Below are 24,875 nucleotides of genomic sequence, written 5' to 3' on the forward strand. Positions count from 1 at the left end.
CCATGCTAATTTGGTCACCTAAAGGACGCGCAGCGGCGGGCGTTGTGGCTAGCGTACTGTTTATCGTGTTCTTTTTCCTGCCGCTGGCAGTGATTCTGATGTCCAGCCTTAGCCAGCAGTGGAACGGTATTCTGCCGAGTAGCTTCACGCTGAACCACTTTGTTAACGCTCTGCACGGTGCGGCATGGGACGCCCTACTTGCCAGCCTCACGATTGGCTTTTGCGCCAGCCTGTTTGCGCTGCTTTGCGGCGTTTGGGCGGCGCTGGCGCTGCGTCAATATGGGGTGAAAACGCAGAAATGGTTAAGTATGGTGTTCTATCTGCCGAGTGCCATTCCGTCAGTGTCCGTGGGCCTGGGCATTCTGGTTGCTTTCAGCCAGGGGCCATTGCAAATGAACGGCACCCTATGGATTGTGCTGACAGCGCACTTTGTGCTGATTTCCGCCTTTACCTTCAGTAACGTGTCGACCGGACTGGCGCGAATTTCCGCCGATATTGAAAATGTCGCGTCGAGTCTGGGGGCATCGCCCTGGTATCGTCTGCGTCACGTGACGTTGCCGTTATTGATGCCGTGGATGATGTCAGCGCTGGCGCTGAGTTTATCGCTCTCCATGGGGGAGTTGGGCGCGACAATGATGATTTATCCGCCGGGCTGGACGACGCTACCGGTGGCTATCTTTAGCCTGACCGACCGTGGAAATATCGCCGACGGCGCGGCGCTGACCATTGTGCTGGTGGCCATTACGCTGCTGCTGATGATAAAGCTGGAGCGCATTGCAAAACGGTTGGGGCAGAAATAAAACGGTAGGCCGGGTAGGACATAGCCGCCACCCGGCAAAGGAATTACGGGCGATACACCTTCACATTGGCAAACCCCTGCTCGCGCAGATAGAGCGCCTGCAGGCGACTCATTACGCCGCGTTCGCACCATAGCAGCCAGGTTTTGCTCTGATCGAGGTCGCCAAATTTAGTGCTCAGCTTGTAGAAAGGCAGCGAAACGACGTCGACGCCTTCCACTTTCAGCGGCTTGTCATCCTGCTCATCGACAGAACGGATATCCAGAATCACATCGTTGGCGCCAAAACCGCTCACGGTTTCTACTTCCACCACCTCCTGCTGGGTTTGCTGGGCGATTTCACGAATATCGACGTTGTTCGCTTCTTCTACCACCTTATCGAGAATACTGAAGTCGAAATTTTCTTCTTCGGCTTCAATTTTCGCTTTAATGGCTTTCACCGTCGGACTTTTTGAAATCACGCCACAGTATTCCGGCATCGTACGGGCAAAATCTTCCGTACCAATCTGGCGCGCCAGGTTGATAATGTGCTCTTTATCGTAAGAGATCAGCGGGCGCAGGATCAGCGTGTCAGACACGTTATCGATCAAGCGCAAGTTGGTTAGCGTCTGGCTGGACACCTGGCCCAGCGCTTCGCCGGTCACCAGCGCCTGTACGCCGTAACGTTCCGCCACTTTCGACGCCGCGCGTACCATCATACGTTTGAGCACCACGCCCATCTGGCCGTCGTCAACTTTCTCCAGAATCTCGCCGACCACCGGTTCGAAGTTAATCGCTACAAAACGCACGCGATGGGAGCTGCCAAAGCGGTTCCACAGGTAATGCGCCACCTGGCGAACGCCGATTTCATGCGCCGCGCCGCCGAGGTTAAAGAAGCAGTAGTGTACGCGGCAGCCGCGACGCATCAGCATATAGCTGGAGACGCCGGAGTCAAAACCGCCGGAGATCAGCGACAGCACATCTTCCTGGGTGCCAATCGGGAAACCGCCAATACCTTCATAACGCCCTTTGATCAACAGCAGGCGATCATCTTCCACTTCCAGATGCACCGTCACATCCGGGTTAGTGAGCTTCACGCGCGCCGATTCAATATGCTGATTTAATCCGCCGCCGACATAGCGCTCCACCTCAATGGAGCTAAACTCATGCTTACCGCGACGTTTTACGCGCACGCAGAAGGTTTTGCCTTCAAGCTGCTCGCGATACTGCGCCAACGCTTTCTCGAAAATGTCGTGCATATCGGTGAACGGCACATCTTCGACTTCAAGAATATGGTGAATCCCCGGAATGCGGGTCAGCGCGTCGCGAATCGCCAGACGCTGGTTTTCATCTTTGGCGCGAACTTCAATGTTATCCCAGTGACGGACAACCGCGAGGGTCTCATCGTAGTGCTTTAAAACGTTACGGATGTTCCCGGTTAAAATTTTTATAAAGCGCAAACGCACAGATTGGCTTTTGATAGTGATTTCCGGGAACAATTTAATGATAAACTTCATGGCGGCAATGGTTCTTTAGCAAGCTATCTAAGGCTTGTCGTGGAGAAATAGTACAGCAGCCCATACCTACGGCTGCATCCAGGCGCGGAAGTATATCACTATCACGGACATCTTGCGCATTTCCCCTTACCATTGCGCGTTATTTGCTTATCAGTGTGAGTCCGTTACCATAGACTTGTGCTGCCATTACAGAGAGTCAAACAGTCATCATGCCGAAGAAAAATGAGGCGCCCGCCAGCTTTGAAACTGCGCTGAGCGAGCTGGAACATATTGTTACCCGCCTGGAAAGCGGCGATTTGCCGCTGGAAGACGCGCTGAATGAATTCGAGCGCGGCGTACAACTGGCGCGTCAGGGGCAGGCAAAACTGCAGCAGGCGGAACAGCGCGTGCAAATTTTGCTGTCTGATAATGAAGAGGCTTCACCTGAGCCTTTTATCGCGGATAATGAGTAAATGGACTTTACGCAGCAGCTACAGGCTTGCGTAACGCAAGCGAATCAGGCGCTGAGCCGTTTTATCGCGCCACTGCCCTTTCAGAACACTCCCGTGGTCGAAGCCATGCAGTATGGCGCATTATTAGGCGGTAAACGCCTGCGGCCATTTCTGGTTTACGCCACCGGTCAAATGTTTGGCGTCAGTACGGCAACGCTGGATGCGCCAGCTGCGGCGGTCGAATGCATTCATGCCTATTCGCTGATCCATGACGACCTGCCAGCAATGGACGATGACGATTTGCGTCGCGGCCTGCCGACTTGCCATATTAAATTTGGCGAAGCCAACGCAATCCTGGCGGGAGACGCGTTGCAAACGCTGGCGTTTGCCATTATCAGCGACGCGCCGATGCCGGAAGTCGCCGATCGCGATCGTATCGCGATGATCGCCGAACTGGCGAACGCCAGCGGCATCGCCGGTATGTGCGGCGGTCAGGCATTGGATCTGGCGGCAGAAGGCCAGCGGATCACTCTGGACGCGCTGGAACGCATTCATCGCCATAAGACCGGCGCGCTCATTCGCGCCGCCGTTAGACTTGGCGCGTTGAGCGCGGGCGATAAAGGACGGAATACTCTGCCGATACTTGACCGCTATGCAGAGAGTATCGGCCTTGCCTTCCAGGTTCAGGATGACATTCTGGATGTGGTGGGCGATACTGCAACGTTAGGTAAACGTCAGGGCGCAGACCAGCAGCTTGGCAAAAGTACCTACCCTGCACTTCTGGGTCTTGAGCAAGCCCGGAATAAAGCCCGGGACCTGATAGAGGACGCCCGTCAGTCGTTACATCAGCTGGCCGCGCAATCACTGGACACCTCGGCACTGGAAGCGCTAGCGAACTACATAATCCAGCGTGATAAATAAACCCCATATCCAATGAGCTTGCGATGAGTTTTGATATAGCCAAATACCCTACCCTGGCATTGGTCGACTCCACCCAGGAGTTACGACTGTTACCGAAAGAGAGTCTGCCGAAACTCTGCGACGAGCTACGCCGCTACTTACTCGACAGCGTAAGCCGTTCCAGCGGGCACTTCGCTTCCGGGCTGGGCACGGTAGAACTTACCGTGGCGCTGCATTATGTCTACAACACCCCGTTTGACCAGCTAATCTGGGATGTTGGGCACCAGGCTTATCCACATAAAATCCTTACCGGTCGTCGCGACAAAATCGGCACCATTCGCCAGAAAGGCGGTCTGCACCCGTTCCCGTGGCGCGGAGAAAGCGAATACGATGTGCTGAGCGTTGGGCATTCCTCCACCTCCATCAGCGCCGGTATCGGTATTGCCGTAGCGGCGGAGAAAGAAGGCAAAGATCGCCGCACCGTCTGTGTGATTGGCGACGGCGCCATCACCGCCGGTATGGCGTTTGAAGCAATGAATCACGCAGGCGATATCCGGCCCGACATGCTGGTCATTCTGAACGACAATGAGATGTCGATTTCGGAAAACGTCGGCGCGCTCAACAACCATCTGGCGCAGCTACTTTCCGGTAAGCTTTACTCTTCTCTGCGCGAAGGCGGAAAAAAGGTCTTCTCCGGCGTACCGCCAATTAAAGAACTGCTCAAGCGTACCGAAGAACATATTAAAGGCATGGTTGTGCCGGGAACCCTGTTCGAAGAGCTGGGCTTTAACTACATCGGGCCGGTCGATGGTCACGATGTCATGGGGCTTATCAGCACATTGAAGAACATGCGCGACCTGAAAGGCCCGCAGTTCCTGCATATCATGACCAAGAAAGGCCGCGGCTATGAGCCCGCGGAAAAAGATCCGATCACTTTCCATGCGGTGCCTAAATTTGATCCTTCCAGCGGATGTTTGCCGAAAAGCAGCGGCGGTCTGCCAGGTTATTCAAAAATCTTCGGTGACTGGCTGTGTGAAACCGCCGCCAAAGACAGCAAGCTGATGGCGATCACCCCGGCAATGCGCGAAGGTTCCGGCATGGTGGAATTTTCACGTAAATTCCCGGATCGCTATTTTGACGTCGCCATCGCCGAGCAGCATGCCGTCACCTTCGCCGCAGGCCTGGCGATTGGCGGCTATAAGCCCGTCGTGGCGATCTACTCTACTTTCCTGCAACGCGCCTACGATCAGGTCATCCATGACGTCGCTATCCAGAAACTGCCGGTCATGTTCGCCATCGATCGCGCCGGTATCGTTGGCGCGGATGGACAAACACACCAGGGCGCGTTCGATCTCTCCTATCTGCGCTGCATCCCGGATATGGTGATCATGACGCCAAGCGACGAAAACGAATGTCGCCAGATGTTATTTACCGGGTATCACTATAACGACGGCCCGACGGCAGTACGTTATCCACGCGGTAATGCGCAGGGCGTGGCGCTAACCCCGCTGGAAAAACTGCCTATTGGTAAAGGCCTTGTGAAGCGTCATGGCGAAAAACTGGCGATTCTGAACTTTGGCACCTTAATGCCTGAGGCGGCGAAAGTCGCCGAAGCGCTGAACGCCACGCTGGTCGACATGCGCTTTGTTAAGCCGCTGGACGACACGTTAATTCTGGAGATGGCCGCGCAGCATGACGCGCTGGTGACGCTGGAAGAAAACGCCATTATGGGCGGCGCTGGCAGCGGCGTAAACGAAGTGCTAATGGCCCATCGTAAACCTGTACCTGTGCTGAATATCGGTCTTCCGGATTTCTTTATCCCGCAAGGAACGCAGGAAGAAGCCCGCGCGGAACTGGGGCTTGACGCCGCAGGCATTGAAGCCAAAATCAAGGCCTGGCTGGCATAATCCCCTCTTTGCTCCTGCTATGCTTGAAGAGTGACGGGTATAACAGGAGCGGAGTCATGCAATACAACACGTTAGGAAATACAGATCTTCGGGTGTCCCGCCTTTGTCTGGGCTGCATGACATTCGGCGAGCCGAGTCGCGGCAATCACGCCTGGACGCTTCCCGAAGAGAGCAGCCGTCCCATCATCAAGCGCGCCCTTGAGGGCGGCATTAACTTTTTTGATACCGCCAACAGCTACTCCGACGGCAGCAGCGAAGAGATTGTCGGCCGCGCGCTGCGTGATTTCGCCCGGCGCGACGAGGTGGTGGTAGCGACGAAAGTCTTCCATCGCGTCGGCGATCTGCCGGAAGGATTGTCCCGCGCGCAAATCCTGCGCTCTATTGACGATAGCCTCACCCGTCTGGGAATGGAGTATGTCGATATCCTGCAAATCCACCGCTGGGATTACACCACGCCGATAGAAGAAACTCTGGAAGCGCTAAACGACGTGGTGAAGGCGGGTAAAGCCCGCTATATCGGCGCTTCCTCAATGCACGCCTCACAATTTGCCCAGGCGCTGGCGCTACAAAAACAACACGGCTGGGCGCCGTTTGTCACCATGCAGGATCACTATAACCTGATCTACCGCGAGGAAGAGCGTGAGATGCTACCGCTGTGCTGGCAGGAAGGCGTTGCCGTGATTCCGTGGAGTCCGCTGGCGCGCGGACGCTTAACTCGCCCCTGGGGAGAAACCACGGCCCGCCTGGTCTCGGATGACGTGGGTAAAAATTTATACGATGAAAGCGATAAAAATGATGCGCAAATAGCGGAACGGCTGGCTGGCGTCAGCGAGGCGCTTGGCGCAACGCGAGCGCAGGTCGCGCTGGCCTGGCTGCTCAGCAAACGAGGCGTCGCCGCGCCGATTATCGGCGCTTCGCGTGAAGAGCAGTTAGATGAGTTGCTGAATGCCGTTGATTTAACGCTCAAACCGGAGCAGATTGCCGAACTCGAAACACCGTACAAACAACATCCGGTGGTGGGATTTAAATAATCTGCCATTGCCCGATGGCGCGGCGCTTATCGGGCCTGCGAAATCGACATATTGTTCGGGGAGAGGCCGGATAAGGCGTTTACGCCGCCATCCGGCAACCCCTTTAAATAATACCGAGCGGCCAGTGATGACCGATAAAATACAGTATGCCGGCGGATATCACCCCGGCGACGATATCATCGATCATAATCCCCATGCCGCCGTGCACGTTGCGATCAAACCAACGAATCGGCCAGGGTTTCCACATATCCAGAATGCGGAAAATAATGAACCCGGCAGCCACCCACTGCCAGGCCGTCGTCGGCAACGCCATCAGCGTTATCCACATACCGATAAATTCATCCCAGACAATACTGCCGTGGTCGTGTACGCCCATATCTTTCGCCGTCTGATGGCAAAGATAAACGCCAATGCAGATCCCAAACATCACGACCAGCGAATAAAGCTGCCACGGCAGAAACGTCATCAGATACCAGAAGGGGATCGCCGCCAGCGAGCCCATCGTGCCCGGCACCACGGGGCTCAGCCCGCTGCCAAAGCCGGTAGCGAGCAGGTGCCACGGATTGCGCAAATTCAGGCGGCTTTTCGCAACATCTTTATGGCGTGGCAAAATGGTCATATCCTTTCCAGTCAAAGGTGACAGGCATTCCGTCACGTACAAAATTCAGCCCTTCAATATCTGCGCTCATTTGACCTATGCAGGTAAAGGGAACACCCAGTTGACCAATGGCGACATCCAGCGCGCCACGATTCAGTTCCGGCACCGTAAAGCACAGCTCATAGTCTTCGCCGCCGGAAAGCGCCCAACGCAGCGCCTGCCCGTCATCAACATGGCGCATCATCGCATCGGATTTTGGCAGCGCATCAACATCTACTCTTGCCCCACAGCCGCTGGCCTTGACGATATGCCCCAGATCGGAAATCAAACCATCGGAAAGATCGATAGCCGCGCTGGCGATATCACGCAGCGCCTGGCCGTGTAAAATACGCGGCGTCGGGCGTAAATGCCGTTGAATTAAATAGTGAGCGTCTGTCTCCTCCGACACCTGTAGCCGGTTTTGCAAAACCGCCAGCCCGGCAGCGCTGTCGCCCGGCGTACCGGTGATATAAATCCAGTCGCCCGGCTTCGCGCCAGATCGCTTGAGCGCGCGCCCTGCCGGGATATAACCGTGGATACCCAGCGTCATCGACAGCGGTCCACGCGTGGTGTCGCCGCCAATGAGCTGCATATCGTAGTAATTCAATAGCGCAAACAGACTGTCGCTAAAAGCCTCCAGCCACGGCTCATCCACTTCCGGCAACGTTAACGCCAGCGTTAACCAGGCCGGGTCGGCCCCCATCGCGGCCAGATCGCTTAAATTCACCGCCAACGCTTTATAAGCCAGATCGGCAGGATCGATATTGGGGAGGAAGTGGTTGCCCGCCACCAGCGTATCGGTACTGATCGCCAGGGTCTGCTTTTCAGGAATATTCAGGAGCGCGCAATCGTCGCCAATACCGGTTTCAACATCAAGACGAGAGCTTCTTACACGGTCAAAATAACGGGCAATCAGGGAAAACTCGCCACATGCCATACGTTATGCCTCAGCAGAAAAAAAGAAAAGGCCGGAGACGGCGGGTATCGATCGCCCGCTATCTTTCCGGCCTGTGAATCACTTTTTGTTGGGACGAATCACCGGAGCTGCTTTATCCAGTACGCCGTTGACGAATTTGTGGCTGTCTTCAGCACCAAAGGTTTTCGCCAGTTCAATCGCTTCGTTGATGGCCACTTTATAAGGCACATCGCTGCGTTTTGACAGCTCAAACAACGCAATACGCAGCACGGCTTTTTCAACCTGTCCCAGCTCTTCAAGCAGGCGGGACAGATACGGTTTCATTAAACCATCCAGGTACGCGCTGTTAGTCGCCACCCCGGATAGCAGTTCACGGAAATAGAGAACGTCGACGTCTTTTACGTCCTGTTCCGCCAGGAACTGGTATTCAACATCAGCGATGTCGTTCTGGGACAACTGCCAGGAGTAAAGCGCCTGGACGGCACACTCACGGGCGCGGCGACGAGCAGCAGGTTTCACGGAATTCCCCTTACAAAAAATCAGGCCTTAATGGCTTTCAATACATTAATCATTTCAAGCGCGGTCAGCGCAGCTTCTGCGCCTTTATTACCGGCTTTTGTACCAGCACGTTCGATGGCTTGTTCAATACTCTCGGTGGTCAGAACACCAAAGGCTACCGGCACGCCGCTGTCCTGGGCAACGCTTGCCAGGCCATTACTGGCGCCGCCTGCCACATATTCAAAGTGCGCAGTCCCCCCGCGAATCACGGTTCCCAGCGCAACCACGGCGTCATATTTACCGCTTTTCGCCAGCGCTTCGGTCGCCAGCGGCAGTTCATAGGCGCCAGGCACCCACACTACGGTAATATTATCATCTTTTACCTGACCAATACGCGTCAGGGCATCAACCGCGCCATCCAGCAGGCTGTCGTTGATAAACTGATTGAAACGCGCAATAGTGATGGCGACACGAGCGTCAGGGGCTGCAACGTTAGCTTTAATAATGTTCATATTCTCTCTTCCAGGGTTCATTTGGCCCCGCAGGGGGGCGGATTTTATCATAATAATTTGAGCGCTGCTCCCCTTTCGACGGGAGAACTCATCCGCTCACCATATGCAGGCAAACATCCGGGCCGACATGACGTATTTCGCTGAAGGTAAATTGCGGCGCGTCGGCGAGCTTCTCAAGCCCCGGCAATTCGCATAATCCCCGCGCCTGGGTTCCCAACAATTTAGGCGCGACATAGACAATCAGTTCATCCACCAGCCCGGCTTGCAGCAACGCGCCCGCCAGTCCCGGTCCGGCTTCAACCCATATGCTATTAATCTGCTGCCTGCCTAACTGCATCATCAGCACAACCAGATCCAAATGTCCGTTGTGCGCCGGCACGCTGATAGTACGAACCGAATCGGGCCACGCGCGGCTATCTTCCTGGGTACGCGCGATCCACGTTTCGCCAGGCTGCTGCACAATACGATGCGCAGGCGTTACCCGGTTTTGGCTGTCGATAACAATTCGCACCGGCTGGCGCAGATTTTCCTGCGGGTAAGACGCCTGCGTAGAGGCGTCTAACTCCGCCCAACGCACCGTCAAGGCCGGATCGTCAGCCAATACCGTCGCGCTACTGGTTAAGATAGCGTGGCTTTGCGCACGCAAGCGCTGAACGTCGCGCCGGGCCTGCGGCGAGGTGATCCACTGGCTTTCGCCGCTGGCCATCGCCGTCCGTCCATCCACGGAGGCGCCCAGTTTAAGCTGAAGATAAGGGAATCCGGTACGCATCCGCTTGAGGAAGCCTTTATTGAGCGCCTCCGCTTCACTCATCATTAACCCGTGGCTGACCGCAATACCCGCCTGTTGCAGGCGATACAGCCCGCGCCCGGCGACCTGTGGATTTGGGTCCTGCATCGCGGCGACCACGCGCGCGACGCCGGCCGCAATCAGCGCATCGCAACATGGCGGCGTTCGCCCATGATGGCTACAGGGTTCAAGCGTGACATAGGCGGTTGCGCCTTTGGCTTTTGCGCCCGCCATCCGCAGAGCATGGACCTCGGCGTGCGGCTCTCCGGCGCGATGGTGATAACCTTCGCCGACGATGTCGCCATTGTTAACAATGACACAGCCGACATTAGGGTTCGGGTGAGTGGTGAAACGTCCACGCTGCGCCAGTTTGAGCGCTCGCGCCATGTAAAACTCATCCTGCATGGCTTAGTCCTGTAGGCGAGCGATTTCTTCGCCAAAGTCTTTGATATCTTCGAAACTGCGATAGACGGAGGCAAAGCGAATATACGCGACTTTATCGAGTTTTTTCAGCTGCTCCATGACCAGGTTGCCAATCATCTTGCTGGGAACTTCACGCTCCCCAGTGGCACGTAATTGTGACTTAATATGGTTCAATGCCATTTCAACATCATCTGCGCTGACGGGTCTTTTTTCCAGCGCTCTCAACATGCCGCTACGCAGCTTATCCTCATTAAAGGGTTCGCGCACATCGTTGCTTTTTATCACGCGCGGCATGACCAGTTCAGCCACTTCAAAGGTCGTAAAGCGTTCATTACACACCAGACACTGCCGACGGCGGCGCACGGACGAGCCCTCGCCTACAAGACGAGAGTCAATGACTTTGGTATCTACGGCGAAACAAAATGGGCAATGCATACGGCGTCCTGACCAGATGATTTAGAAAACGCTATTTTACCCTGAACTGGCGCGACAACAAAGGCGGAGCGCTTTTGAGATAAAGGATCGGTGCCTTTGTGCGTATAGCGCACTACCATTACGCTATCGGACCACGAAGGAAATGATCGACATGACAAGACGTTACCTAAGAATTCTCCTGGTGGGAAGTCTCTTGAGCCTGACCGCCTGCGCGCCGCAGAGCGAAGTTCGCCAGATGCATCAAAGCATTAGCACCCTGAATAAAGAGATGACCCAACTGAATCAGGAAACGGTAAAAATTACCCAACAAAATAAGCTGAATGCGGAGTCAACCCGCGGCGTCTATTTGTTGCCTGGCGCCAATACGCCTGCCCGGCTGGAGAGTCAGATCGGTACGCTACGTATGACATTGCTGGAGATTACGCCTGTCGCAGACGGCGCTCACGCAACGTTACGCATTCAGGGCGAGTCCCGCGATCCGCTGCCGGCATTCAGCGCTACCGTAGAGTACGGGCAAATTCAGGGCACTACGGAGAACTATCAGGAGGTGAATGCACAGAGCCTTCTGGTAAATGCCCCTGCCAGCTTGCTGGCGCCCAGTGATGTCAATATTTCGTTACCGTTGAAGGGGATCACTCCGGCGCAGTTAGGCTTCATTCGCATCCATGATATTCAGCCTGTTAATCAATAAACGTTCTGGCGGAGCGTTTTGTGCGTTCCGCAACATCCCCCGCGCGACTTTTGTTGCCCTACTGACATTTTCGTCATTTATGACATAGATTGGTAATATTCATGAAAGACAGTACTGTCGCCGCACCTAAAATGCGCAAACGTGAACGCAATCGATTACGTAAATGATAGATATGTGAAACAAGACATATTTTTGTGAGCAATGATTTTTATAATAGGCTCCGCAGAAACACGAAATATTTAGAAACGCAAATTGCGTTCTTTTCACTCCCGTAAGGGATTTCAAACAGTGGCATACATATGAAAAAAACTTTACTCGCAGTCAGCGCAGCGCTGGCGCTCACCTCATCTTTTACTGCTAACGCAGCAGAAAATGATCAGCCGCAGTATTTGTCCGACTGGTGGCACCAGAGCGTAAACGTGGTAGGCAGCTACCATACCCGTTTCTCGCCGAAATTGAACAACGACGTCTATCTGGAATATGAAGCATTTGCCAAAAAAGACTGGTTTGATTTCTACGGCTATATCGATATTCCCAAAACCTTTGATTGGGGTAACGGCAACGATAAAGGTATCTGGTCCGACGGTTCTCCGCTGTTCATGGAAATCGAACCGCGTTTCTCGATTGATAAGCTGACCGGCGCAGACCTGAGCTTCGGCCCGTTTAAAGAGTGGTATTTCGCCAACAACTACATCTACGATATGGGCGATAACAAAGCCAGCCGCCAGAGCACGTGGTATATGGGTCTGGGGACCGATATCGACACCGGCCTGCCGATGGGCCTGTCGCTGAACGTGTATGCGAAATATCAGTGGCAAAACTACGGCGCGTCCAATGAAAACGAATGGGACGGCTACCGTTTCAAAGTAAAATACTTCGTCCCCATCACCGATCTGTGGGGCGGTAAACTGAGCTATATCGGCTTTACCAACTTTGACTGGGGATCTGATTTAGGCGACGATCCGAACCGTACCAGCAACTCCATCGCTTCCAGCCATATCCTGGCGCTGAACTACGATCACTGGCACTACTCGGTCGTTGCACGTTACTTCCATAACGGCGGACAGTGGCAGAATGGCGCAAAACTGAACTGGGGCGACGGCGATTTCAGCGCGAAATCTACCGGCTGGGGCGGCTACCTGGTCGTGGGTTACAACTTCTAAACCTGCAATAAATATCCTCCGGCATAGCCGGAGGTTTTTCTGATGCGCCTGTAAGGCTCTCTTACCAGCCGCGCCCTAACAGGCGCATACGATCTGACATTTGCATCAAACTTCGTTACTTACGGCCCGTAAACGGGCTGCCCGAATTGCTCACCCATTTTATCCTCTTCAAGCTGGTGCTTTATGTAGTCCTGTATCTTCGCCGTGTTCTTACCCACCGTATCGACATAGTACCCTCTGCACCAGAACTCCCTGTTCCTGTATTTGAATTTTAGATCCCCAAACTGCTCGTAAAGCATCAGACTACTTTTATCCTTCAGATATCCCATGAAGCTCGACACACTCATCTTCGGCGGGATCTCCAGAAGCATGTGAATATGATCTGCACAACATTCTGCTTCCAAAATTCGTACGTTTTTCCATTCACACAATTTTCTTAATATGCTGCCTACTGCCCTACGCTTCTCTCCATAGAACGCTTGTCTTCGGTATTTGGGCGCGAAAACTATGTGATATTTACAGTTCCATCGGGTGTGCGCTAAGCTCTTTTCGTCCCCCATTGGGACCCCCTTTTGATTTCTTGTTGAACTTTTGCAGTTGCCAGACCGCAAGATGTTTTAACAAATCAAAAGGGGTTTTAATAACTGGCTTAAAGCTGAAAGCTTTCCGGAACCCCCAGCCTAGCTGGGGGTTTTCCATAGACAAAAAGGCCAGAGGTCGCCCTCTGGCCCGTTTCGGGCGCATGCTGCCATCCGGCGGCGAGTCGCGCCCACTTCACATTACTTCCGGCGATGCCACCAGCCTAAAAACAGACCTGTCGCAATCCCGACCAGCGTTGGTGCCGCCAGATCGTGCCAGATAGTAATGCTCAACTCTGTGAGCGTCATATTGCCGCCTTTGTTGCAATGGCAACGGTTCGCGGCTATCCTCAACTTGTCTAGGGTCAAGTTAGCCCCCGTACCGAACAATGTGCGGGGGTTTTCTCTTTCCAGCGACAAGGCCACCGGGGATCAAGCCCCCGCAACATTGCGCCTCACCGGGTTGCCCCGGCTTACCGCTGATTCTACTCTGCTCGCTAGTATCGGCATGAATTAAAAACAAAAAAATCCCAACCTTGCGATCGGGATTCCAGTGACAATGTATGCGTTACAGGACGTTTGGGGCTGGCGACAAACTCCGGGGCTGAAAAAATGTCGGATTGCATCCGACCTACGAAAACCAATAATTCATTTATATTGCGGATTCCGTTGGGTGGAGCGAAGCGTAACCTAACATTCAACAGCACCAACAGCTTTGTCAGCAGTCTGCTTATTTCTTTTTATTCATCATCGCTTTCAGATCGGCAAACGGGTTATAAGTCGCCTCGCCGACATCTTTTTGCGCATCTTCCCCGGCAATGACCGTCGAACCATACTGATCGGCTTCGGTATATTTGGAATGCTCGTGATCGTGGCAGTAGAGGCACAATAGCTCCCAGTTGCTGCCGTCTTCCGGATTATTGGTGTGGTCATGATCGATATGATGCACCGTCAGCTCACGCAGATTTGAATACACAAACTCACGGGAACAACGTCCGCACCCCCACGGAAACAGCTTCAGCGCTTTTTCACGATAGCCGCTTTCCAGGCGCGCGTAGTTTTTTGGGATGATAGCCATGATAGTTCCTCATGCAATCGAGTTTATTCTGGATAATAAAAAGCCGCAGCACCCTGCGATGTTGCGGCTTTTTTCAGTCATGTTAACGCCAGCTTACGGCAGAATGGACGGCTGATCCGCCCCTTCTTTTTCGACTTTCTGCTGCAGCATATGCTCGCGCTTCATACCGAGTTTCAGCGCCAGCGCCGATGCGACATAGATAGAAGATGCCGTACCAATAGAGACACCGATCAGCATCGTCAGCGAGAAGCCTTCCAGTACCGGACCGCCGAAGAGGTACAGCATCAGAATTACCACTAACGTCGTACCGGAGGTAATCAACGTGCGGTGTAGCGTCTGGGTCAGCGACACGTTAAAGATTTCGTAAGGCGTCCCGCGACGGATTTTGCGGAAGTTTTCACGAATACGGTCAGAGACCACGATACTGTCGTTCAGCGAGTAACCGATCACCGACATCAACGATGCCACAATGGTCAGGTCAATCTCGATATGGAAAAGCGACAATATCCCCAGCGTAATGATCACGTCGTGCGCCAGCGCGATGACCACCCCTGCCGCCAGTCGCCACTCAAAGCGGAAACCGACATAAACGAGGATAGAGATCAACGCCACCAGCAGCGCCATAGCGCCGGTTTGCGCCAGATCGGCGCCCACGCTTGGCCCCACGAATTCAATACGCTTCACGGCCGCGTTCTGGTTGGTGGCTTCATTAATGATCGTCACCACTTTGCTACCCAGCACCTGACCACCGGTTTCACCTTCGGTTGGCGGCATACGCACCATAATGTCGTGACTGCTGCCAAAGTTCTGCAACTGCGGCTCTTCATAGCCCGCTTTTTGCAGCGCTTCGCGCATCACGTCCATTTCAGCCGGTTTTTCCAGCGTGATTTCAATTACCGTGCCACCGGTGAAATCCAGCCCCCAGTTAAACCCGCGTACGCCCATAATGACAATGGCCGCGATCAGCAACAGCCCGGAGATGCCGAATGCCCAGAAGTCCCAGCGCATAAAGTCATAGACTTTACGGCCGTGGTTTAGTTGTTCAACAGTGTATTCCTGTGCCACATCGCACTCCTCAGATTGACAGCTTAGTGACGCGCTTGCCGCCATATAGCAGGTTTACGATAGCACGCGTACCGATAATCGCGGTAAACATCGACGTCGCCACACCGATACCGGTCGTAATCGCGAACCCTTTAATTGCCCCGGTACCGACAGCATACAGAATGATGACTTTAATCAGCGTCGTGATGTTCGCATCGAAGATGGAACTGAACGCGCCGGCATAGCCTTCGTTTATCGCCTGCTGTACCGTGCGGCCATTACTCAACTCTTCTTTGATACGTTCGTTAATCAGAACGTTGGCGTCGACCGCCACCGCAAGGGTTAACACGATACCCGCAATCCCCGGCATACTGAGCGTTGCCCCCGGCAACAGCGACATGATACCGACAATCAACACCAGGTTAGCCACTAACGCGCTGGTCGCAATCAGACCAAACTTCTTATAGAAGAAGATCATGAACAGGATGGAGACCACCAGACCGGCCAGACAGGCTTCCAGGCCCTGCTTGATGTTCTGCATACCCAAAGTCGGGCCAATGGTGCGCTCTTCAACGATCTGAATCGGCGCGATCAGGGCGCCCGCACGCAGCAACAACGAGAGCTGACGCGCTTCGTTCGGGTTGCTGATACCGGTAATACGGAAGCTGTTACCCAGCCGAGACTGGATGTTGGCAATGTTAATCACCTCTTCCTGTTTCACCAGTACGGCGCGACCGTTAGCGTCTTTCTTACCGCTGTCTTTATACTCCACAAACAGGGTCGCCATCGGTTTGCCGATATTGTCCTTAGTGAAGTTAGACATGATATTGCCGCCTGCGCTATCCAGCGAGATGTTAACCTGCGGTTGGTTATATTCATCCTGGCTGGACGTCGAGTCGGTGATATGGTCGCCGGTGAGGATCACGCGTTTGTACAATACCACCGGCTGACCTTCGCGGGTCTGTTTCACTTCGGAATCACCCGGTACGCGCCCGGCAGCAGCAGCGGCCTGGTCAACGTTGGTATTCACCAGACGGAATTCCAGCGTCGCGGTCGCGCCGAGAATTTCTTTCGCACGAGCGGTATCCTGGATACCCGGCAGCTCAACCACAATACGGTCTGCGCCCTGACGCTGTACGACAGGCTCCGCGACGCCCAGTTGGTTAACACGGTTACGCAGAATATTAATGTTCTGCTGAACGGCGTATTCACGCGCTTCGCTCAGGCGCGCATCGGTCATTACCGCGCGAAGTTGATTGCCGCTCTGGCTGGAAATCACCAGGTCACGATGACGCGGCGTCAGATAGGCGATCGCCTCATCACGCGCTTTGCTGTCACGGAACGTGATGCTCAGCCCATAATTATTTTCTTTACGAACGGTGGTATAAGGAATGCCTTTTTCACGCAGATCGCTGCGCAGGCTATCGATATTTTGTTCCTGGAGTTTACCTAACGCGGTATCCATATCCACTTCCATCAGGAAGTGAACGCCGCCGCGCAGATCAAGACCGAGCTTCATCGGATCGGCGTGAATAGCCGCCAACCAGCGCGGCGTAGCCGGCGCAAGGTTAAGCGCCACGACATATTTATCCCCCAGCACGCTCATCAGCGCTTCACGGGCGCGTAGCTGGGTATCGGTGGTGTCGAAGCGCGCAAGAATAGCGCCCTCTTCCAGTGCCACAGACTTAGCGGGAATTTTTTCTTCTTGTAACGTTTTCTGGACCTGGATCAGCGTTTGCTCACTGGCGGCGACGCCGCGCACGCCAGTGATTTGAACAGCCGGATCCTCACCATACAGGTTGGGAAGTGCGTAAAGCAGGCCGACGATAATCACGACGACCAGCATGATGTACTTCCACAAAGGATAACGGTTTAACACGGCAGTTCCCTTTGGGAAAACGAAATATTACAGCGCCTTCATGGTGCCTTTCGGCAGAACGGCAGCTACGAAGTCACGTTTGATAACCACTTCCGTGGTGTCATTCAGCGCGATGGCAATGTAGCCGGCTTCCGCTACTTTGGTCACTCGACCGACCAGACCGCCATTCGTCAGAACTTCATCACCTTTCGCAATGGAGTCCATCAGCTTTTTGTGCTCTTTGGTGCGCTTCTGCTGCGGGCGCAGGATCATGAAATAGAAAATCAGACCAAACACCACCAGCATTAAAATCAGAGACATCGGGCTGCCCTGCGCCGGAGCACCTGTTGCCGCTACCGCATCAGAAATAAAAAAGCTCATTCAAATTCCCTCATTATTAAAATTAATCAACGTTCAAAGGTGGAACGGGTCGCCCCTGACGTTGGTAAAACTCGGTTACGAAGCTCTCTAATTTACCCTCTTCAATAGCCTTGCGTAAACCCGCCATCAAACGCTGGTAGTAACGCAAGTTATGAATGGTATTGAGACGCGCACCTAATATTTCGTTGCAACGGTCGAGATGATGCAAGTAAGCGCGTGAATAATTGCGACAGGTGTAGCAATCGCACTCGGCGTCAAGCGGGCTGGTGTCGCTTTTATGCTTTGCATTACGAATCTTCACCACGCCGTCGGTCACAAACAGATGACCATTACGGGCATTTCGCGTTGGCATGACACAGTCAAACATATCAATACCGCGACGCACCCCTTCCACCAGATCTTCCGGTTTACCCACGCCCATCAGGTAACGCGGTTTGTCAGCCGGGATCTGCGGGCAAACGTGCTCCAGAATGCGGTGCATATCTGCTTTCGGCTCACCGACAGCCAAACCGCCGACAGCGTAGCCATCAAAGCCAATCTCTACCAGACCTTTCACCGAGATATCGCGTAAATCTTCGTAAACGCTGCCCTGAATGATGCCAAAAAGCGCATTCTTATTGCCAAGGCTATCAAAACGGTCGCGGCTACGCTTTGCCCAACGCAATGACATCTCCATCGAGCGTTTAGCATAGTCCCAGTCTGCCGGGTACGGCGTACATTCATCAAAGATCATCACGATATCGGAACCGAGATCGTACTGGATCTCCATCGACTTTTCCGGATCGAGGAAAATCGGATCGCCGTTGATCGGGTTACGGAAGTGCACACCTTGCTCGGTAATCTTACGAATATCGCCGAGGCTGAAAACCTGGAAGCCGCCGGAATCGGTGAGAATCGGCCCTTTCCACTGCATAAAATCGTGCAGATCGCCATGCAGCTTCATGATTTCCTGACCCGGGCGCAGCCACAGGTGGAAAGTGTTGCCGAGAATAATCTGCGCGCCGGTCGCTTCCACTTCTTCCGGCGTCATGCCTTTCACGGTACCGTAAGTACCCACAGGCATAAAAGCAGGCGTTTCCACTACGCCACGATCAAACACCAGACGACCGCGACGCGCGCGACCATCGGTGGTATCTAACTCAAATTTCATTATCACTCCTGCGTCAGAAAAACAGTCCGACGTTTAACGACTCGCTACGGAATGATTCCATAGCTAATAAATTCCCGAAGGCGTCATCGGCGCAGCCAGTTTGGGGTCGGCCAGCGCACAGCCACCGGAGCGTACACGCAGTACGTGAGGATGGCGAGCACTGCCCGGCGTCAAAATGGCATTCTTACGGACGCTCAAAAATAGCCTGCGGATTGTACGTGATAAACATCGCGTCCCCGTAGCTAAAAAAGCGATATTTTTGTTCTACCGCAGTCTTATAGGCATTCATGGTGTGTTGATAACCGGCAAATGCGGAAACCAGCATAATCAACGTCGATTCCGGCAGATGGAAGTTGGTGATCAGCGCATCAATCACTTTGTATTGATAACCTGGATAAATAAAGATTTGCGTATCGCCGAAGAACGGCTCTATCAAATCGCTTTTTGCCGCCTGCGCCGCGCTTTCCAGCGAGCGTACCGAGGTGGTGCCGACGGCGATAACCCGGTTGCCGCGCGCTTTCGCCGCCAGCACCGCGTCGACCACCTCTTGCGGCACCTCAGCATATTCGGAGTGCATGATATGATCTTCAATGGTATCGACACGCACCGGCTGGAAAGTGCCCGCGCCTACGTGTAGCGTAACAAACGCCATTTCGATACCTTTCTCACGAAGCGCCGCCAGCAGCGGCTCATCAAAGTGCAGCCCGGCCGTCGGCGCGGCGACGGCGCCCGGTTTTTCACTGTAGACCGTCTGGTACAGTTCGCGGTCGGCGTCCTCGTCCGGACGGTCGATATACGGCGGCAACGGCATATGGCCGATGGCGTTAAGAATATCCAGCACCGGACGCGGGTCATTAAACTCAACTTCAAACAGAGCGCCGTGACGCGCGGTCATGGTCGCGTGAATACTTTCGTCGTCGCCCAGCAGCAGTTCCGTACCCGGTTTTGGCGCTTTAGAAGCGCGAATATGCGCCAGGATGCGTTTATCATCGAGCATACGTTCGACCAGCACTTCTATCTTGCCGCCGCTGGCTTTACGGCCAAAGAGCCGCGCCGGGATCACGCGGGTATTATTGAAGACCAGCAAATCGCCAGGGTTGAGCTTATCGAGCAGATCGGTGAAAGTACCGTGCGTCAGCGCGCCCGTCGGCCCCTCTAATGACAGCAAACGGCAGCGACTGCGTTCCGGCTGTGGGTAGTGGGCAATCAGGGATTCGGGTAGTTCAAAGGAAAAATCGGTAACGCGCATGACTCTGACTCAGACTAAAATAAGAGGCGGGTAGTCTAGTGCCGGGGCGTTCCCGCTGCAACCGTTACCCGCTTTTTGGACAGAGAATCAATAATGAATTTTCTTGCTCACCTGCATCTGGCGCACCTTGCCGACAGCTCGCTTTCCGGTAATCTGCTGGCCGATTTTGTCCGCGGTAACCCGGCAACACATTATCCTCCTGACGTCGTAGAGGGTATTTATATGCATCGGCGTATTGACGTCATGACCGACAACCTGCCGGAAGTTCGTGAGGCGCGAGAGTGGTTCCGCCATGAAACGCGGCGCGTGGCGCCCATTACGCTGGACGTCATGTGGGATCATTTTTTATCGCGCCACTGGACGCAAATCTCTCCTGATTTTCCACTTCAGGCGTTTGTCGGCTACGCCCATGCGCAGGTCGCGACGATTCTGCCCGACTCCCCGCCGCGCTTTGTCAACCTGAATGATTATCTTTGGTCAGAAAAATGGTTAGAGCGGTATCGCGATATGGATTTCATTCAAAACGTGCTGAATGGCATGGCGAATCGCCGTCCCCGGCTGGATGCCTTGCGTGATTCCTGGTACGATCTGGACGCGCACTACGACGCGTTAGAAGAGCGCTTCTGGCATTTTTATCCGCGTATGATGGCACAGGCCGCCCGCAAAGCGCTGTGACGGCCTGATAGCGAGGGCGTGCGTCAGAACCGCCATTGGCAGAAAGATCGTTCGCTGTCATAAAGGGGTCATCATTACGATTTATAATGACCCGATCGATAGGCAAAAGCTGTCTCATTGATTGTCAAGACCGCATTGTTTTGTCGCTTCGCCCTCCCTATACTGCCCGCGTTGCGTTCTAAAACCCTTAATATTGCAGGAGAATTATTATGGTACTGGTTACTCGTCAGGCCCCGGATTTCACCGCTGCGGCGGTACTGGGTAGCGGTGAGATTGTTGATAAATTCAACTTCAAACAGCACACCAATGGTAAAACGACCGTTCTGTTCTTCTGGCCGATGGACTTCACTTTTGTTTGCCCGTCTGAGCTGATCGCCTTTGATAAACGTTATGAAGAATTCCAGAAGCGCGGCGTTGAAGTAGTCGGCGTTTCTTTCGACTCTGAGTTTGTCCACAACGCATGGCGTAACACCCCTGTCGATAAAGGCGGCATTGGCCCGGTGAAATACGCAATGGTCGCCGACGTGAAGCGTGAAATTCAGAAAGCTTACGGTATCGAACATCCGGACGAAGGCGTTGCGCTGCGCGGCTCTTTCCTGATTGACGCAAACGGTATTGTTCGCCACCAGGTCGTAAACGATCTGCCGCTGGGTCGTAACATCGACGAAATGCTGCGTATGGTCGACGCGCTGCAGTTCCACGAAGAGCACGGCGATGTCTGCCCGGCGCAGTGGGAAAAAGGCAAAGAAGGCATGAACGCCTCTCCGGACGGCGTGGCTAAATACCTGGCTGAGAACATTTCCAGCCTGTAAGTCAGTGCATTGATAAAAGGCTCGCCATCGCGAGCCTTTTTTATGCGTGAGGTGTTACGAACCACCTCGCCTCAACGATTCATCCATACGGTCGCGGAAATCGCGGGTAAACTAAGTCTTCCCTCGCGGATGTCACCGCTCCCCGTTTTACATTGCCATCCGGCCACGTTCAGCAACGGCAACGCTTCCAGCACCACTTCACAGGCCTCACCCCGATTAATCGCCACCAGCGCCCGCTGCTGCTGATAAACTCGCACGAATACCACTACGTCACCTTCGGCATACAGCGCCTGGCATCCGCCACGACGCAGCGCCAGACTGCGCTGACGCAGTTTCGCCATACGCTGGTACAGCGCCAGCAAGTTGCCGTCCTGCTTGCGTTCATCCCACGGGAACGGTTTGCGGCACATGGGGTCATTTGCACCGTCCACGCCGACTTCATCGCCGTAATAAATACATGGCACGCCGGGCCAGGTAAACAGCCAGACCACCGCCAGCGGCAGGCGCGCCGCGTCTTTACCCAGCAGAGTTTTAAAGCGCGCAGTATCATGACTGTCGAGTTGATTAAACATGCGCAGTTGTTGCTGATGTGACAGCCCGGCGCGGTAGTTATCCATCCACGCGATACAGGTCCGGGCATCGATATGCTGTGGTTCGTAAGCGATATCAGTATTGGCGAGAAATCCCCACAGCGGGAAGGTGAAGCCGCGATAATTCATGGCGGCATCTTCCACATCGGCCTGTAGCCACTGCCGCGCATCGCCGAAATGTTCCCCCACAATATAGGCTTCAGGCTGCGCCTCTTTTGCCGCCCGGGTAATGCCGGCGACGTGCTGCAAATTGTGGCGCGCCCCGCCCGCCTCACCCAGCATATGTACGACATCCAGCCGCCAGCCGTCCATATTCCACGGTGCCTTTAGCCAGTGACGAACGATACTGTCCTCACCGCGATAGATCTCATCCACCAGCGTTTCTGATTGATAATCGAGTTTCGGCAGGCTCGGATAACCCAGCCAGTCCAGCGCCACGCCTTGTGGTGAAAAGGAGTACCAGTCGCGCCACGGCGAGTCCGGGTGATGGCACGCGCCGCCAGTGCTGCGGTTATGCCTGTCAAACCACGCATGCGAGTCGCCGCTATGATTAAACACGCCATCCAGCACCAGCCTCATGCCCTGCGCCTGGGTTTCACGCCGCAGGCGTAGCAGCGCCCGATCGCCGCCAAATTGCGGATCGACATGTCGATAATCTTCCGTGTCGTACTTATGGACGCTCGGCGCGGTAAATACCGGATTCAGATATAGCGCTGTGACGCCCAGTTTTTTCAGATACGGCAGCTTCTCACAAATGCCATTCAGACAGCCGCCGTAAAAGGTGGAACCGCCCGCCTGGGGGGTGAGCGGTTCATCCCACTCTTTACGCACGATGTCGTGACCGGCAGCATGGTGGTAATACACCTTATCCTGCCCGGCTTCACGAGACTGGCTGCGGGCAAAACGATCCGGGAAGATCTGATAAAAAATTTGATCGGCGACCCACTGCGGGCCGCTATCCGGCGCATCAACCGCAAATTGTTCCAGACGCGCAGGCGGAAAACGGCTAAATCCCTGTGGCGTAAACCAAAGCTGGCGGTCGTGCCAAAGCAATTTAAAGCTGTAACGGCGACGTGGCTGCCCTAACGCGATATTGAGCGTCGCTCGCCACGCCGTCACGCCCGGCTGCGGCTGGCGGCGCTGTTTGCGCATCGCCAGTGAGATTTCTTCATTATCGAATTCTGAGCGCAACGTCACGCGAGACGGCGGATTTTCTCCGCTCAGCCACAGCGTAATGGTTAATTTATCGTTATGTTGCTTCACAAATGGGGCAACCGGTAGGTGCCAGGCATTCAACATCTCGTATCCCCTCTACTGAAAATGGGGCCACCTTGCCATAGAGATTTAAAGGATAACTCATCATCCAGGGGTTTATTAGGGGAGGAGACTCCAGGAGGAGAAGCGGCTCCGCTTATCCGGCCTGCCGTTGCCTGCAGACCGGATAAGGCAGAGAAAAACGACTACGCCTGCGCCAATTGACGGTCGCGACGGCGTTTAAATATCCAGCCAATCAACAGCAGAACTATCCAGGCGAAGCCCACATACAGTGAGATGCGGGTATCCGGATGGTAGCCGATAAGCGCAATAATGAAGACCAGGAAAATCAGCCCAGCTATCGTCGTTACGACACCGCCCGGCACCTTAAACTTCAGCGCTTTTACCTCTTCCGGCGGTAAACGACGGCGGAAGGCGATTTGCGACAGCAGGATCATAATCCATACCCATACCGTCGCAAACGTCGCCAGCGAGGCAATCACCAGGAAGACGTTTTCCGGCATGATGTAGTTCAGGTAAACCGCAAACAGCAGCGCAATCGTCATCACCAGCACAGTGACCCACGGAATACCACGGCGTGACGTTTTAGCAAAGACTTTCGGCGCGCTCCCCTGCTCCGCCATACCATGCAGCATACGCCCTACGCCAAACACATCGGAGTTGATAGCGGAAAGCGAGGCGGTCAATACCACAAAGTTCAGAATGCTGGCAGCAAAGGTAATCCCCATATGCTGGAACGTCAGCACAAATGGGCTGCCGTTTGTGCCGACCTGATTCCACGGATAGATAGACATAATGACGAACAGCGTGCCGACATAAAATACCAGGATACGCATCGGTACTGAGTTAATGGCGCGCGGAATGGATTTCTCCGGGTCTTTCGCTTCCCCGGCGGTGATACCGATAATCTCAATCCCGCCGTAAGCGAACATCACCATTTGCAGCGACATGATCATTCCCAGCCAGCCATTGCTGAAGAAGCCGCCGTTGCTCCACAGGTTATGAATGCCGGTGGGCTGCCCGCCGTTGCCAATTCCCCACACAATAATGCCGATACCCGCGACAATCATGATAATAATGGTGGCGACTTTGAAGAAGGAGAACCAAAACTCCAGCTCGCCGAACACCTTGACGCTCATCAGGTTGATGGCGCAAATGATCAGCACCACGCTAAGCACCCAAATCCAGTGCGGCACGGCGGGGAACCAGACTCCCATATAAATGCCGAACGCGGTCACGTCGGCAATGGCGACGATCAGGATCTCAAAACAGTAGGTCCAGCCGGTAATATAGCCTGCAAGCGGGCCGAGGTTTTCCTGCGCATAGCGCGAAAATGAGCTGGCGGCAGGGTTGTGAACGGACATTTCCCCCAATGCGCGCATAATGATATATGCCGCGACCCCGCCAATAATATAGGCCAACAGCACGCTCGGCCCCGCCATTTTGATGGCGTCCGCCGAGCCGTAAAACAGGCCGGTGCCGATTGCCGAACCTAATGCCATAAAGCGAATGTGCCGGGTGCTCAGCCCACGCTTTAGCTTATTATTGCTTTCCATCAATTT

25 protein-coding genes and 2 pseudogenes are annotated in these 24,875 nt (G+C 54.3%); 10 read left to right on the forward strand and 17 right to left on the reverse strand.

From position 1 onward, the window contains the following. Positions 1–2 precede the first annotated feature (2 nt). The gene (phnV, locus tag ACLJPE_RS08920) at positions 3–800 is read left to right on the forward strand and encodes a 2-aminoethylphosphonate ABC transport system, membrane component PhnV (protein WP_023257851.1); all 798 of its coding nucleotides are present in this window, start codon (positions 3–5) and stop codon (positions 798–800) included. A 43-nt stretch (positions 801–843) separates the two neighbouring features. Here the strand turns inward: phnV and thiI are convergent, their stop codons facing one another. Beyond that, positions 844–2,292: a tRNA uracil 4-sulfurtransferase ThiI gene (gene thiI, locus ACLJPE_RS08925; protein ID WP_000668648.1), complete on the reverse strand. Its 1,449-nt coding sequence runs from the start codon at positions 2,290–2,292 to the stop codon at positions 844–846. 209 nt (positions 2,293–2,501) lie between these two features. Between thiI and xseB the strand changes: the two genes are divergently transcribed. The 5 genes and pseudogenes from xseB to ACLJPE_RS08950 form a co-directional block, all read left to right on the forward strand. Beyond that, positions 2,502–2,744: an exodeoxyribonuclease VII small subunit gene (gene xseB / locus ACLJPE_RS08930; RefSeq protein ID WP_001124944.1), complete on the forward strand. Its 243-nt coding sequence runs from the start codon at positions 2,502–2,504 to the stop codon at positions 2,742–2,744. Then, complete coding sequence (gene ispA / locus ACLJPE_RS08935) at positions 2,745–3,644, forward strand: (2E,6E)-farnesyl diphosphate synthase (RefSeq protein ID WP_000348074.1); 900 nt, start codon at positions 2,745–2,747, stop codon at positions 3,642–3,644. It begins immediately after the preceding gene. A 23-nt stretch (positions 3,645–3,667) separates the two neighbouring features. Beyond that, entirely contained in the window at positions 3,668–5,530 is a 1,863-nt protein-coding gene (gene dxs / locus ACLJPE_RS08940; protein ID WP_000006777.1) for a 1-deoxy-D-xylulose-5-phosphate synthase, read from the forward strand. A gap of 56 nt (positions 5,531–5,586) precedes the next feature. Then, on the forward strand, positions 5,587–6,561 hold the full coding sequence (locus tag ACLJPE_RS08945; RefSeq protein ID WP_001199873.1) for an aldo/keto reductase: 975 nt from the start codon (positions 5,587–5,589) through the stop codon (positions 6,559–6,561). Positions 6,562–6,568: 7 nt separating this feature from the next. After that, positions 6,569–6,657 (forward strand): annotated as a pseudogene (locus ACLJPE_RS08950) (hypothetical protein); the annotation flags it as partial. A gap of 7 nt (positions 6,658–6,664) precedes the next feature. Here ACLJPE_RS08950 and pgpA read toward each other — a convergent pair. The 6 genes from pgpA to nrdR form a co-directional block, all read right to left on the reverse strand. Then, positions 6,665–7,180, reverse strand: a complete 516-nt coding sequence (pgpA, locus tag ACLJPE_RS08955) for a phosphatidylglycerophosphatase A (protein WP_023214240.1) — start codon at positions 7,178–7,180, stop codon at positions 6,665–6,667. Next, positions 7,158–8,135: a thiamine-phosphate kinase gene (gene thiL, locus ACLJPE_RS08960; protein ID WP_000752146.1), complete on the reverse strand. Its 978-nt coding sequence runs from the start codon at positions 8,133–8,135 to the stop codon at positions 7,158–7,160. Before thiL ends, pgpA begins: the two co-directional genes overlap by 23 nt. A 78-nt stretch (positions 8,136–8,213) precedes the next feature. After that, the gene (nusB, locus tag ACLJPE_RS08965) at positions 8,214–8,633 is read right to left on the reverse strand and encodes a transcription antitermination factor NusB (protein WP_000801129.1); all 420 of its coding nucleotides are present in this window, start codon (positions 8,631–8,633) and stop codon (positions 8,214–8,216) included. A 20-nt stretch (positions 8,634–8,653) separates the two neighbouring features. Next, on the reverse strand, positions 8,654–9,124 hold the full coding sequence (ribE, locus tag ACLJPE_RS08970) for a 6,7-dimethyl-8-ribityllumazine synthase (protein WP_001021372.1): 471 nt from the start codon (positions 9,122–9,124) through the stop codon (positions 8,654–8,656). 88 nt (positions 9,125–9,212) lie between these two features. After that, positions 9,213–10,316 (reverse strand): bifunctional diaminohydroxyphosphoribosylaminopyrimidine deaminase/5-amino-6-(5-phosphoribosylamino)uracil reductase RibD, encoded by a 1,104-nt coding sequence (gene ribD, locus ACLJPE_RS08975; protein ID WP_023257850.1) that lies wholly within the window; start codon positions 10,314–10,316, stop codon positions 9,213–9,215. Between the two features lie 3 nt (positions 10,317–10,319). After that, the gene (nrdR, locus tag ACLJPE_RS08980) at positions 10,320–10,769 is read right to left on the reverse strand and encodes a transcriptional regulator NrdR (protein ID WP_000543533.1); all 450 of its coding nucleotides are present in this window, start codon (positions 10,767–10,769) and stop codon (positions 10,320–10,322) included. 151 nt (positions 10,770–10,920) lie between these two features. Between nrdR and ACLJPE_RS08985 the strand changes: the two genes are divergently transcribed. Together ACLJPE_RS08985 and ACLJPE_RS08990 are read left to right on the forward strand one after the other, a co-directional pair. Beyond that, positions 10,921–11,460 (forward strand): DUF3251 domain-containing protein, encoded by a 540-nt coding sequence (locus ACLJPE_RS08985; RefSeq protein WP_000198486.1) that lies wholly within the window; start codon positions 10,921–10,923, stop codon positions 11,458–11,460. 299 nt (positions 11,461–11,759) lie between these two features. After that, positions 11,760–12,623, forward strand: a complete 864-nt coding sequence (locus ACLJPE_RS08990; RefSeq protein ID WP_000752021.1) for a nucleoside-specific channel-forming protein Tsx — start codon at positions 11,760–11,762, stop codon at positions 12,621–12,623. 115 nt (positions 12,624–12,738) lie between these two features. On the opposite strand, the pseudogene tnpA reads toward ACLJPE_RS08990, so the two are convergent. The 8 genes and pseudogenes from tnpA to queA all read right to left on the reverse strand — a co-directional run bounded on the left by tnpA (position 12,739) and on the right by queA (position 19,961). Next, positions 12,739–13,183, reverse strand: a pseudogene (gene tnpA, locus ACLJPE_RS08995) (IS200/IS605 family transposase). 219 nt (positions 13,184–13,402) lie between these two features. Then, a complete protein-coding gene (locus tag ACLJPE_RS09000) occupies positions 13,403–13,510 on the reverse strand; it encodes a type I toxin-antitoxin system toxin Ldr family protein (protein ID WP_000176312.1) in 108 nt (35 codons plus the stop codon). A gap of 421 nt (positions 13,511–13,931) precedes the next feature. Further along, positions 13,932–14,279, reverse strand: a complete 348-nt coding sequence (gene yajD / locus ACLJPE_RS09005; RefSeq protein WP_039514439.1) for an HNH nuclease YajD — start codon at positions 14,277–14,279, stop codon at positions 13,932–13,934. Between the two features lie 93 nt (positions 14,280–14,372). Further along, a complete protein-coding gene (gene secF / locus ACLJPE_RS09010) occupies positions 14,373–15,344 on the reverse strand; it encodes a protein translocase subunit SecF (RefSeq protein ID WP_000046629.1) in 972 nt (323 codons plus the stop codon). A 10-nt stretch (positions 15,345–15,354) separates the two neighbouring features. Then, positions 15,355–17,202, reverse strand: coding sequence for a protein translocase subunit SecD (gene secD / locus ACLJPE_RS09015; protein ID WP_000934811.1), 1,848 nt, complete (start codon positions 17,200–17,202; stop codon positions 15,355–15,357). Positions 17,203–17,229: 27 nt separating this feature from the next. Then, positions 17,230–17,562 carry a preprotein translocase subunit YajC gene (gene yajC, locus ACLJPE_RS09020; RefSeq protein ID WP_000007628.1) on the reverse strand — a complete coding sequence of 111 codons (333 nt, stop codon included), beginning with the start codon at positions 17,560–17,562 and terminating at the stop codon, positions 17,230–17,232. Between the two features lie 22 nt (positions 17,563–17,584). Continuing rightward, positions 17,585–18,712: a tRNA guanosine(34) transglycosylase Tgt gene (tgt, locus tag ACLJPE_RS09025; protein WP_000667305.1), complete on the reverse strand. Its 1,128-nt coding sequence runs from the start codon at positions 18,710–18,712 to the stop codon at positions 17,585–17,587. Positions 18,713–18,896: 184 nt separating this feature from the next. Next, entirely contained in the window at positions 18,897–19,961 is a 1,065-nt protein-coding gene (gene queA / locus ACLJPE_RS09030) for a tRNA preQ1(34) S-adenosylmethionine ribosyltransferase-isomerase QueA (protein WP_001266524.1), read from the reverse strand. Positions 19,962–20,054: 93 nt separating this feature from the next. On the opposite strand from queA, the gene acpH reads away from it, so the two are divergent. Together acpH and ACLJPE_RS09040 are read left to right on the forward strand one after the other, a co-directional pair. After that, positions 20,055–20,636, forward strand: a complete 582-nt coding sequence (gene acpH, locus ACLJPE_RS09035; RefSeq protein WP_001009858.1) for an ACP phosphodiesterase — start codon at positions 20,055–20,057, stop codon at positions 20,634–20,636. 209 nt (positions 20,637–20,845) lie between these two features. After that, complete coding sequence (locus tag ACLJPE_RS09040; protein ID WP_000244731.1) at positions 20,846–21,448, forward strand: peroxiredoxin; 603 nt, start codon at positions 20,846–20,848, stop codon at positions 21,446–21,448. Between the two features lie 71 nt (positions 21,449–21,519). Here ACLJPE_RS09040 and malZ read toward each other — a convergent pair whose 3' ends face one another. Both malZ and proY read right to left on the reverse strand, forming a co-directional pair. Beyond that, positions 21,520–23,337 carry a maltodextrin glucosidase gene (gene malZ / locus ACLJPE_RS09045; protein WP_023251912.1) on the reverse strand — a complete coding sequence of 606 codons (1,818 nt, stop codon included), beginning with the start codon at positions 23,335–23,337 and terminating at the stop codon, positions 21,520–21,522. Positions 23,338–23,498: 161 nt separating this feature from the next. Then, a complete protein-coding gene (proY, locus tag ACLJPE_RS09050) occupies positions 23,499–24,869 on the reverse strand; it encodes a proline-specific permease ProY (RefSeq protein WP_001555879.1) in 1,371 nt (456 codons plus the stop codon). Positions 24,870–24,875: the final 6 nt, after the last annotated feature.

Source organism: Salmonella sp. SAL04196, from assembly GCF_046550835.1.
Taxonomy (GTDB): domain Bacteria; phylum Pseudomonadota; class Gammaproteobacteria; order Enterobacterales; family Enterobacteriaceae; genus Salmonella; species Salmonella enterica.